At 42.0% G+C, this 12148-nt stretch carries 7 protein-coding genes; 1 reads left to right on the plus strand and 6 read right to left on the minus strand.

Translation table 11 applies throughout. The features are described 5' to 3' along the window. Positions 1–2 precede the first annotated feature (2 nt). From FW757_RS12215 to FW757_RS12240, 6 genes are all read right to left on the minus strand, one after another. Positions 3–3071 carry a hypothetical protein gene (locus tag FW757_RS12215; protein ID WP_446441260.1) on the minus strand — a complete coding sequence of 1023 codons (3069 nt, stop codon included), beginning with the start codon at positions 3069–3071 and terminating at the stop codon, positions 3–5. Positions 3072–3503: 432 nt separating this feature from the next. Beyond that, positions 3504–4679: a 2-methylaconitate cis-trans isomerase PrpF gene (gene prpF, locus FW757_RS12220; protein ID WP_446441261.1), complete on the minus strand. Its 1176-nt coding sequence runs from the start codon at positions 4677–4679 to the stop codon at positions 3504–3506. An 11-nt stretch (positions 4680–4690) separates the two neighbouring features. Next, positions 4691–7297 carry a Fe/S-dependent 2-methylisocitrate dehydratase AcnD gene (gene acnD / locus FW757_RS12225; protein ID WP_182718740.1) on the minus strand — a complete coding sequence of 869 codons (2607 nt, stop codon included), beginning with the start codon at positions 7295–7297 and terminating at the stop codon, positions 4691–4693. Positions 7298–7443: 146 nt separating this feature from the next. After that, the gene (prpC, locus tag FW757_RS12230; RefSeq protein ID WP_145233600.1) at positions 7444–8568 is read right to left on the minus strand and encodes a bifunctional 2-methylcitrate synthase/citrate synthase; all 1125 of its coding nucleotides are present in this window, start codon (positions 8566–8568) and stop codon (positions 7444–7446) included. A 25-nt stretch (positions 8569–8593) separates the two neighbouring features. Next, positions 8594–9472: a methylisocitrate lyase gene (gene prpB / locus FW757_RS12235; protein ID WP_145233598.1), complete on the minus strand. Its 879-nt coding sequence runs from the start codon at positions 9470–9472 to the stop codon at positions 8594–8596. A gap of 71 nt (positions 9473–9543) precedes the next feature. Further along, positions 9544–10248: a GntR family transcriptional regulator gene (locus FW757_RS12240; RefSeq protein ID WP_145233596.1), complete on the minus strand. Its 705-nt coding sequence runs from the start codon at positions 10246–10248 to the stop codon at positions 9544–9546. A gap of 265 nt (positions 10249–10513) precedes the next feature. Here FW757_RS12240 and rsmF point away from each other — a divergent pair, with 265 nt between their 5' ends. Further along, the gene (gene rsmF / locus FW757_RS12245; protein WP_182718766.1) at positions 10514–11950 is read left to right on the plus strand and encodes a 16S rRNA (cytosine(1407)-C(5))-methyltransferase RsmF; all 1437 of its coding nucleotides are present in this window, start codon (positions 10514–10516) and stop codon (positions 11948–11950) included. Positions 11951–12148 lie beyond the last annotated feature (198 nt).

Consider the following 12148-nt stretch of genomic DNA (forward strand, 5'->3'; position numbering starts at 1 on the left):
TTTTACTTAGACGAATCTAAGAAAGTAATATCTGTGTAATCGATGACTTCGCCATCATAATATTTAACAGATATACCATTTGTTATTTCTGTAACCTGTCCGAATTCCGTAATCATATTATTGAAATTGGCATTAACAGACCCAGAGAAATCTTCACCATCTCGAGCGCCAATGAACAACTCGTAACCAAACCCATTATGTAATTGAATTTCTAATCCGTAAAGGTCTTCTTGATAGTTACCATCAATAGAAATAGTTGCGGTAAAGTTAAGGCCTGAAGTTAATCCTGAAGCCGTAATTGCAGCTATACTAGAAGAGTCGGTTCCTGCTAATGAAAGTGTCCCCACAAAACCAGAATCACCATCAATTATTTCGACTCTGCTCCAACCATTTACAGCCAATACAGTTCCATCAATCGCCGTATCTGAGTTAACTTCTTCCTCAAAGTCAATTGCTAAACATGAGTCAGATTGCTCTGTTGAGATTACGCCATAGTAAGCATCAACACAATCTTCTAAAGCATCACTCATGTTAGCTAGTGTTTCGATTTTAATAACCGCACCATCTTCGCTTTTTATCATACCACCAAAAGCAAAAATAAGTGCTTTGTTGTTGATGGAGCCATTCACAGTAACCTTTTCGCCTGTTACTGTATTCATAAGATCCAGCTCTAAATCATCTTTATCAAAACTATAAGTCCAAGCTGGATAGCGAGTTGAAACCACATCAACTCCTTCATCGCCATAATCCCATGCTTCAGTCAATACGTCGTAGATTACTTCTGAAATATCAAATAAAGCTTGGCCACCAGTTTTAGTTATAAGCGTAGCACTACGCGCTTGTTCTGTTCCTGCTTTTACCTTAACTAACAGCTCAAACTTAGCAATTGTGGATTTAGCATTTGTTTCAAGAGTTGTAGCTGTTGTAAGAGCAGTAGCGGCTTTATCTGCAAGTTCAGTTGCAAACGCAGTACTTAATTTTGCAGCTGCTGATAATTCAGCGGCCATTGTTTTATCAATTTCTTCGGAAGCAATCGCCGCTAACGATGCAGCAGCAGTTTCAGCTTGGTCAGCAGCACTGGCAAGTTCATCTGCTTTAGTACTAAGAGCCATAGCCTGGATAATTGCAGATTGTGCTGATGCAAGAGCAGCTACAGCATTTTCTTTTGTATCAAGCATTGCTGCATCAACAGCCATCATAGCCGTCGATAAATCGGCTTGAGCAACCATTGCAGCTGAATCAGCTGAACCTAGTGAGGCATTGGCAACACTAGCATTATTTTTGGCAACATCTAGTGCTAATTCAAATGCTGCTACAGCCTCATTAGAACGTGCTTCTTCTTCTGCAATACCTTTAATTAACGTAACAACGGCAGAAAGTTGTGCTGTTATGGCATTGACTAACACATCTGATTTATCTGTTAGTTGCTGATATTCATCCCCTAAACCTGCGGCAGTGCTGGCAATTGAAGTGGCTGAATTAAGCGCAGCAGAAAGCTCTACTTGCAACTGGCTATACGCTACTTTATTACCCGATAAAGTGAATACTGCTGAACTATAAGCGAGTACTTTATCCGTTGTATCTAAACCTGCATCCCCCAATTCTTTAACTGTATTGAGTTCAGTCACGCCCTTAGAAACGGAAGTTGTAGCAGTTGCTAATGCGCTAGTGATAGTTGTTATTTGTGATTCTAATTCTGCAGCTACTTTAGCTACAAAGTCATCACCAGCATCACAGTTATCTTCACAGCCAATCTTCTCTAATGCTTTTTTTACTTCTTTTGCGGTTTCATTTAAATCTTTATCTAAGCCTTTTTCTTTTGCTTTTGCTTGCACATCTTCAACAGCTTTAGTGGCTTTATCTTTGAGTTTTGCAATCTCATCAGGATCGGTAATACCTAAGTTTTCAGCAACTTTAGTAAATGCTTCATCAATGCCTTCACCTGTTACTACTGCGGCAAAAATAAGGCTAGTATTCTCAACGGCTTTTTGTAGTTCAGCTGCAATCTTTTGGACAATTTCATTGTCACTGTTGCTTACTTTGCCTTCTTTAACCGCGGCAGACAAACTTGCAATCAGGTCTTTTAATGAGCCATTGGCACCCGCCCCAGCAACAGACTGCAATGAAACGGCAGTTTGAACTAATGCCAAAGTACCTGCATCCAGTGAATCACCTTCGCCAATATCACTGAAGTCAACCGCACCACCAAGAGAAATATCACCAAGTAAAGAAGCTGCTTTAATTGCGGTATCAGGGCCTAATATTTGAATTAATGTTTTTAAACTTGCCGCTGCAACTGCTTCATCGGAGACTGTTGAACCATCTTTAGCGCCATCTAACAATATTTTTGCTGCAATACTTGTATAAAGAGTCACATTAGCAAAGTACTGCTGTGCACCACTCCCATCACCTTCCGCAAAATTAATACCACGAGCACTTGCAGGCGCTACTGGCGCTTTAATAAACTTAACAACCTGTAGTTCAAGATCGTCTTTGTACCATTCGCCAAAATCAATCGCAGTATCACCATTATTTATCATCCCAGCGTCTTCAGATGCTGCTGGGGCTTCATCATAGCTGCCACAACCAGTAAATGAATCACATTTAACCATACTGTTATCATCTTCTTTCGACGTACTCACCGTAATATAAAGTGCTCCCGTAAAGCCGTCTTCAAGGTAAATATTATATGCACCCGTGATTGATGTCATTGTCTCAGTTGGATTAGCTGCCGCAACCATTGCCTGTGCTTTGGCATCAGCATCAGCTTGAGAAGTCGTCGATTCTGCAGTATAGCTTGCATCAGACGCAGCCTCTAAACGATACGCAACGGGAACAGGTTCACCCGAGTCATCGACTGTAGATACTGTCACTACAGCATTTTTTAACGAACCTTTTACCGCTTTCCCAGATACTTGGGTATTAAAATTAGTGCTGACTTCGCCTTTATATACTGTAACTGGGTCAGGCTTGTTATAGTTATTATCATTATCTGAACCACAACCAGTTAGGCCGAGAGTCAATGCAACCGAGGCTGCAATTGGGGTAAATTTAATTATTCTTTTCGCCATGAAAATCTCCTAGAGTGCTTGTTAGCAAATAGCATTACTGAAATCGTAGCCTATATTAATATCAACAGTCATTTAAGTTAAAATTATGTATCAAACCGTATCAAGTTAACGCAATAAGCTACTTTGTTATTACATGTTATCAACTTACCACCAATATATGACAATTTATGGAAAAATGTAATTTTAATTACACCTGTAAATAATCAACTGACAGGCTCAAAGAATTTATATATCCAGTAAGAAAATAAAAAATAAAAACATTTAAAAACAAGTTCTTAATTATTTTTCATTTGTTTTTTAATTGATTGGGGAACAGATAAGAGATGAAATGTTAACCGAAAGATATAAAATAATGCAAATCCATTTACATTCATTCACATAAATAAGAGAGGAAAAGTAACTTAGCAGTCACTTTTCGTTTTCTTACATTAATTAATTCGCCTCAGGTACTCGGACAACGCCTTCCATTAGCACACGAGCACTGCGACTCATACTGGCCTTGGTTACCTGCCACTTACCGTTTTGAAGTATCGCTTGCGCGCCTACAGTTAATGTACCTGACGGATGGCCAAAATTAACTTCGCTCAACTGACCGCCACCAGCTGCAAGATTAACGAGCGATCCTGCTATCGCAGCTGCGGTGCCGATTGCAACAGCGGCAGTCCCCATCATGGCATGATGAAGTTTCCCCATCGACATGGCACGTACCAGTAGGTTGATATTATCACTGTGAATTTCTTTACCGCTTGAAGCTAGATATTTCATTGGTTTATTAATAAATGCCACTTTTGGTGTATGTTGACGCGCTGCCGCCTCACTAATATGAGCGATCAAGCCCATTTTTACTGCTCCATGCGCTCTAATAGACTCAAGCTTAGCTAATGCTTGTTCGTCATTATTTATATCATCTTGAAGTTCAGTGCCGGTATAGCCGATATCTGCTGCATTAACAAAAATAGTAGGGATACCCGCGTTGATCATAGTGGCTCTAAGTACACCAAACTCAGGGACTGCTAGTTCATCGACCACATTGCCTGTTGGAAATAGCGCTCCATCGCCATCCGCTGGCTCAATGAACTCTAATTTCACCTCAGCGGCGGGAAATGTCACCCCGTCGAGTTCAAAGTCACCCGTTTCTTGTACTTCACCGTTGGTCATTGGCACATGCACTAAAATGCTTTTTTTAATATTAGCTTGCCAAACTCGCACTATAGCCACACCGTTTTCTGGAATACGGCTAGCATCAACAAGACCATTACTAATTGCAAATGCGCCAACTGCAGAAGTTAAATTGCCGCAGTTTCCGCTCCAATCAACAAACGCTTTATCAATAGCAACTTGGCCAAATAAGTAATCAACATCGTGATCAGCTTGCTCACTTTTACTTAAAATAACGGTTTTACTGGTACTAGAAGTAGCCCCCCCCATACCATCGGTTTGTTTGCCATATGGATCTGGGCTACCAATCACTCGCAGCAATAAATTATCTCGCACAGAACCTGCCACTTGTGCAGCCTCTGGTAAATCGCTGAGATTAAAGAATACCCCTTTACTAGTGCCACCGCGCATGTAGGTGGCAGGTACTTTAATTTGTGGTTTAAATGTCATAGCTGTTTTCCTTATACACTTTGCGTGGCTTCTAAAAAGTCTTGAGCAAAGCGTTGTAATACGCCACCTGCAGCATAAATGGATAGTTCTTCTTGAGTATCAATACGGCACTTTGTTGGCACATTTAATACTTCACCATCAGTGCGGGTAATCGTTAAATTAACGCTCGCACCTGGTGTTAATTCACCAGTTACATCGTAACTTTCACTACCATCTAGCTTAAGCGTTTTACGGGTGGTGCCCGCTTTAAATTCCAGCGGTAATACCCCCATACCAATTAAGTTAGTACGGTGTATACGCTCAAAACCTTCTGCAGCAATAACTTCAACGCCTGCTAAACGCACGCCTTTGGCTGCCCAATCACGAGAAGAACCTTGGCCATAGTCAGCTCCTGCAACAATAATTAATGGTTGTTTGCGCTGCATATAGGTTTCGATTGCTTCCCACATCCGAGTAACTGTGCCCTCAGGCTCAATACGGGCATATGAGCCTTGTTTCACTTCGCCATTTTCAATCACCATTTCATTAAGTAATTTAGGATTAGCAAAGGTTGCACGTTGTGCAGTTAAATGGTCGCCGCGGTGCGTTGCATACGAGTTAAAGTCTTCTTCTGGCACACCCATATGCGTTAAGTACTCACCTGCTGCACTACTGGCCATAATTGCATTTGACGGTGATAAATGATCAGTTGTGATGTTATCGCCAAGTACCGCTAATGCGCGCATACCTTTCATGGTACGCTCACCAGCGAGTGCGCCTTCCCAATATGGCGGGCGGCGAATATAAGTACTTTGTGGGCGCCAATCGTAAAGTGGGTCGTTATCTTCACCGTAATCAACGGTTAAATTAAACATCGGCTCGTAAACCTTCTTATACTGCTCAGGTTTTACGCTTTGTTTAATCACTGCATCAATCTCTTCATCTGATGGCCAAATATCTTTTAAGGTTACGTCATTGCCCTGCAGGTCTTGTCCGAGTACGTCTTTTTCAATATCAAAACGAATAGTTCCTGCAATGGCATAGGCAACTACTAATGGCGGAGACGCTAAAAATGCTTGCTTAGCGTATGGGTGAATACGGCCATCAAAATTACGATTACCAGAGAGCACTGCCGTGGCGTATAGGTCGCGATCAATCACTTCTTGTTGAATAACGGGATCAAGCGCGCCACTCATACCGTTGCAGGTAGTGCACGCAAAGCCAACAATACCAAAACCAAGTTGCTCTAATTCTGACAGTAATTTGGCATCTTCAAGATACGATTGCACTGTTTTTGAACCCGGTGCTAATGAGGTTTTAACCCATGGCTTGCGAGTTAAGCCCTTCGCATTTGCATTACGCGCAATAAGACCAGCTGCAATGACGTTACGTGGATTACTGGTATTCGTACAACTAGTGATAGCAGCAATAATACAGGCACCGTCCGGCATTAAACCGTCTTCATTTTCAACAACCCCAGAGATCCCCTGCACTGCCAAATCACTGGTTGAAACACGGCGATGCGGATTTGACGGTCCAGCAATATTGCGGCCAACGCTTGATAGATCAAATTTTAATACCCGATCGTACTGCGCTGTTTTTAGGCTGTCGCTCCACAGACCGGTAGTTTTTGCGTAATTTTCAACTAAGGCAATTTGCTCTTCTTCACGTCCTGTTAGGCGTAAGTAATCAATGGTCATCTGGTCGATATAAAACATCGCTGCGGTGGCACCAAATTCTGGTGTCATATTTGAGATAGTAGCGCGATCGCCTAATGTCAATGCATCTGCGCCTTCACCATAAAACTCTAAATAGCTTGATACGACACGCTGGCCACGTAAAAACTCAGTGATCGCAAGCACGATATCCGTTGCTGTAATACCCGGTTGACGTTTGCCACTGAGTTCAACACCAATAATATCAGGCAAACGCATATAAGAGGCGCGGCCAAGCATCACGCTTTCGGCTTCAAGGCCGCCAACACCTACTGCAATGACACCTAACGCATCAACATGCGGTGTGTGGCTATCAGTACCGACTAAGGTATCAGGAAAAGCAATCCCATCGCGGCTTTGGATCACCGGCGACATTTTCTCAAGGTTGATTTGATGCATAATGCCGTTACCCGGAGGGATCACATCAATATTTTTAAACGCAGTTTTAGTCCAATTAATAAAGTGGAAACGGTCATCGTTACGTCTATCTTCAATAGCGCGGTTTTTTTCAAAAGCATCAGGATCAAACCCTGCGTATTCAACGGCTAATGAGTGATCAACAATCAGCTGTGTTGGTACTACTGGGTTAACTTTAGCTGGATCGCCGCCTTTGGCTGCAATGGCATCACGCAAGCCAGCTAAATCAACCAGCGCTGTTTGTCCCAAAATATCGTGACAGACTACGCGCGCGGGATACCAAGGGAAATCTAAATCTTGTTTGCGTTCGATAAGCTGCGACAGTGCTGCGGTTAGCATTTGCGGCTCACAGCGGCGTACTAAATTCTCTGCTAAAACACGTGATGTATAGGGTAAGGCTGCGTACGCACCAGCCTTAATTTCATCAATTGCAGCTTGGGTGTCAAAATAATCGACATTAGAGTTAGGTAAGGGTTTTCTGTATTTAGTATTGTTTATGATAGTCATTACAAGACTCGCTAATTTGGTGACGGTGGTCGCACACGTATAGCGTGTTTAAGGGATGTATGAAAAAAGAGGCCTTAAAAACTATGCGCTAGTGGCAATGTGCAAAAAATAAAAGGTGAGCGTATTTTCGCCCACCTTTAATAGTCTTAACGTGATTCGATTGGCGTATAACTACGCGCTTCTGGCCCAGTGTAATCTGCACTTGGACGAATAATACGGTTATTAGCGCGTTGCTCTTTTACGTGTGCGGTCCAGCCTGTTACACGGCTCATAACAAAAATAGGGGTGAATAACTTAGTTGGAATGCCCATAAAGTGATACGCCGATGCATGGAAAAAGTCTGCGTTACAAAATAACTTCTTCTCACGCCACATAATTTCTTCACAGCGCACTGATACTGGATAAAGTACCTCGTCGCCTAGCTCTGCAGCGAGTTTTTCAGACCACTTTTTAATGATCACATTACGTGGATCTGATTCGCGATAGATTGCGTGACCAAAGCCCATAATTTTATCTTTACGCTCCAGCATGCCCATGATTTCTTGCTCTGCATGGTCTGCATCTTTAAAGCCTTCAATCATATCCATTGCCGCTTCATTCGCGCCGCCATGTAATGGACCACGTAACGTGCCAATGGCACCTGTTACACAAGAGTGAATGTCAGATAATGTCGATGCACAAACGCGACCAGTAAAGGTTGAGGCATTAAATTCATGCTCTGCATATAAAATCAGCGATACATTCATCACTTGAGCAAATAACTCTGATGGCGCTTTATCATGTAGTAGCGTTAAAAAATGCGCGCCAACTGAGTCATCATCAGTTTGTGTTTCAATACGCACACCGTCGTGAGTAAAACGATACCAGTAACAAATAATGCTTGGGAATACCGCAACCATACGGTCAATGGCATCATTAGCCTGACTAAAGTCATGCTCCATTTCAAGGTTACCTAGCATAGAGCAACCTGTACGCATAACATCCATTGGGTGCGCGTCTTTTGGAATGTTTTCAAGTACAGTTTTCAGTGCCGGTGGTAAACCACGTAAACTTTTTAGTTTAGCTTTGTATTCGCTAAGCTCTGCAGAGGTCGGTAATTCACCGCGCGAAAGCAGGAAAGATACTTCTTCAAACTGCGCTTTTTCAGCAAGCTCTGCAATGTCGTAACCACAATACGTTAAGCCTGAACCGGTTTGCCCTACTGTACAAAGTGCTGTTTGGCCTGCTACTTGTCCGCGAAGTCCTGCGCCGCCTAATGCTTTATCTACCATGATGTGTCTCCTGTTGAATTTATTATTATTTATCAGATTTTGCTGAAAAAAGGTTATCGAGTGTATTTTCATACGAGTGATAATCTAAAAAGTCATAAAGCTCAGCACGTGTTTGCATATTTTCAATTTGGCTCTGTTGAGACCCTTCATTTAAAATTGCTGAATAGACGTTAAGTGCCGCTTTATTCATTGCTCTGAACGCGCTGAGTGGGTAAAGCACCATTTCTACGCCTACATCACTTAGTTGCTCTTTAGTATAAATTGGCGTTTGGCCAAACTCAGTAATGTTGGCCAAAATAGGCACATTAATCGCTTTGGTAAAGGCTTGATAGTCGGCAAGATCGTGTACGGCTTCTGCAAAAATCGCATCGGCGCCGGCTTCAACACAGGCTGCTGCACGTTCAATCGCGGCATTTAAGCCTTCTTTTTGAAACGCATCAGTACGCGCCATAATGTAAAAGTCACTGTCAGTTTTAGCATCAACAGCTGCTTTAATACGGTCAACCATCTCGCTTTGCGAGACAATTTCTTTGTTCGGGCGATGGCCGCACCGCTTTTGCGCTACTTGGTCTTCAATATGAAACCCCGCCGCGCCAGCTTTGGTCATCTCTTTGACTGTGCGAGCAATATTAAATGCTCCACCCCAACCAGTATCGGCATCAACAAGTAATGGTAAATCGCTGGCACCTGTGATGCGGCGAATATCTTCCAAAACATTATCAAGACTGGTCATCCCCAAATCAGGCATACCAAATGAAGCATTCGCGACACCTGCACCTGAAAGGTAAATTGCTTGATGACCCATTTTTTCAGCCATCATCGCCGTGTAAGCGTTGATTGTGCCGACGACTTGTAATGGATGATTATTGGCAATCGCCTGTTTAAATTTTAATCCTGCTGACATTACATTCTCCTAACTTTGAACGGGGTTGCTTTATGACAACTTATATTTTTTAATGGTTTAATATGACGTTTTTACTGCTCCGCGCGCTCATTTTGCGCGGCATGTAAATTAAACTTCGTTTGTATATTGGCTTGCGATGCACTGATATGGCGCTTCATCAATAACTCAGCTAATTCCCCATCATGGTTTTCAATCGCATTAATAATGGCTAAGTGCTCATCAAACGCTTTTGATACGCGAGGCCCAACCATACCCATTTGCACACGATACATGCGAATTAACTGATAAAGTCCGTTACTCAATAAGTGAATAAGGTGGTCGTTTTTACTGCCTTTAATAATGCGATAATGAAAATCCAGATCGCCGGCTTCTTGATAGTAAGATTCACCCTCTTTTACACGTTGTGTTTTCAGATGCTGATTAAGTAATTGCTTTAAACTTTGTACTTCATCGGGTGCCATATTGTCGGCAGCTAAACGACACGCTAAACCTTCAAGCGCACTGCGAACTTGATATACTTCTATTAAACGTTCAGCTGTAAGTGCCACAACACGACAACCCACATTCGCTTTACGCTCAACTAAATAACAACTTTCAAGGCGGTTAAGCGCTTCACGAAGCGTTGCACGGCTTACACCATAACGCTTTGCCAGTTCTGGCTCGGATATCTTGCTACCTTGAACAATACTGCCTTCGACAATTTCTCGACGCATATCCACAAATACCTGATCTGAGGCGGTAGTAATAGGTGTTTCACTAAAAGCATCTTGCGTCATTGTTCACCTTTCTAAGATTGTCGACAATTTACGGATACACTATGGTCTTTAGCTGTAAATGTGTCAACCCTAAATCAGTAAAAACTGCGTTTTAAAACGGCTATTGTCGACATAAGTATAATAAATAATGTTTAAAAACACTTAAAACACACATTTATGCACCAAGTGTCGACAGGTTTGCATACTTTAAAAGATTATTTAAGGCACTGCTCTGAGCCACTAATAATGCTAGAATACAACTTTAAAATTCTCTGTGAGCACGACCTTGGACGCCAATACCTATATTCCCCAGCATTTTATAGATGACGTAAAGACCTATTTACCTGCACACCTAACATTGGATGACTTTCTCAATGCCTGTCGCAGACCGCTTCGTAAATCTGTACGTGTCAATACGCTTAAAATGTCGGTTGAGGATTTTCAGCAGTATGCCCTTGATAGAGGCTGGACATTAAGCCCAATCCCATGGTGTAGCGAAGGTTTTTGGTTAGAGCGCAGTGAACATGAAGAGCAAGCTCTGGCACTGGGTAACACGGATCTACATTTAAGTGGCGCTATGTATGTACAAGAAGCCAGTTCGATGCTGCCACCAATAGCACTCAAAGACGCATTAACTGATGCAACTCATGTGCTCGACATGGCATCCGCTCCTGGCTCTAAAACTTCACAATTAGCAGCATTAATGAATAATCACGGGGTATTGGTTGCCAATGAATTGTCGTCATCTCGTTTAAAAGTACTCAGCGCAACATTAAAGCGTATGGGAGTTGGCAATTGTGCATTGTCGCATTTTGATGGGGCTATTTTTGGCGATTATATGTATGAATGCTTTGACAGTATTTTACTCGATGCCCCATGCTCTGGCGAAGGTACGGTTCGAAAAGATGCTGATGCCTTAAAGAATTGGTCGATTGAGTCAAACATTGATATTGCCAAAGTGCAAAAAAACTTAATAAAAAGCGCTTTCTATGCATTAAAACCAGGCGGTACATTAGTCTATTCAACCTGTACTTTAACCCCGCTCGAAAATCAGCAAGTGTGCGAATATCTTCTCACTGAGTTTACAGAACATCTTGAAATACAACCATTAGATCATTTGTTTGCAGGTGCAGAGCGAGCCACAACCAGCGAAGGCTATTTGCATGTCTGGCCGCAAACATTCGACAGCGAAGGCTTTTTTATTGCTAAGTTTAAAAAGCTTGCTAGCTGCGATAATCCAAATCAAAAAGTAAAAAAAGGTGCATTCCCTTTTCAGCCGTTTGACAAAAAATCCAGCCAAGCATTTTACACTGAGCTAAAAAAACAATTTGACCTGACATCACTCAGCGGCTCACTAATGCAGCGCGATAAAGAACTGTGGCTATTCCCTGAGCAGTTTGCCGCCATTGAAAACAAAATAAAATACGCGCGACTTGGTATCCACCTGGGCATGATCCACAAAAATGGGGTGCGTCTTAACCACGAATTTGCCACCGTATTTGGTGGCCAATGTAAGGCTAATGTAATTGCGCTAAGTAACGAGCAGGCCAATGACTACTTTCAAGGTAAAGATATTCGTTTAAGCGAACCTAGCAACGCACTTGGCGAAGTGGTTTTAACCCTTTGTGGCTGTCCGATAGGGCTTGGAAAATGGCAAAAAAATAAAATTAAAAACTCCTTACCTCGAGATTTAGTACAAAACACTCAACTGATCAGCTGGTGATAATAATAAGGTGTGGATAAGTTGGCAACAATCAATGTATAAAATTTAAGCTTTGCGCTTCGTTTTAAGACAAACAGTTGTTTTATAAGCAGTATAAAAAATCATCATTTATTGGTTTTTTTTACATATGTTAACTACACTTAATATTACTTTCTACTTCTCCCTTAATGAACTTAGAAGGTGTTTTTAAAGTTAGCG

It is taken from the genome of Pseudoalteromonas sp. 1181_04 (assembly GCF_052850545.1).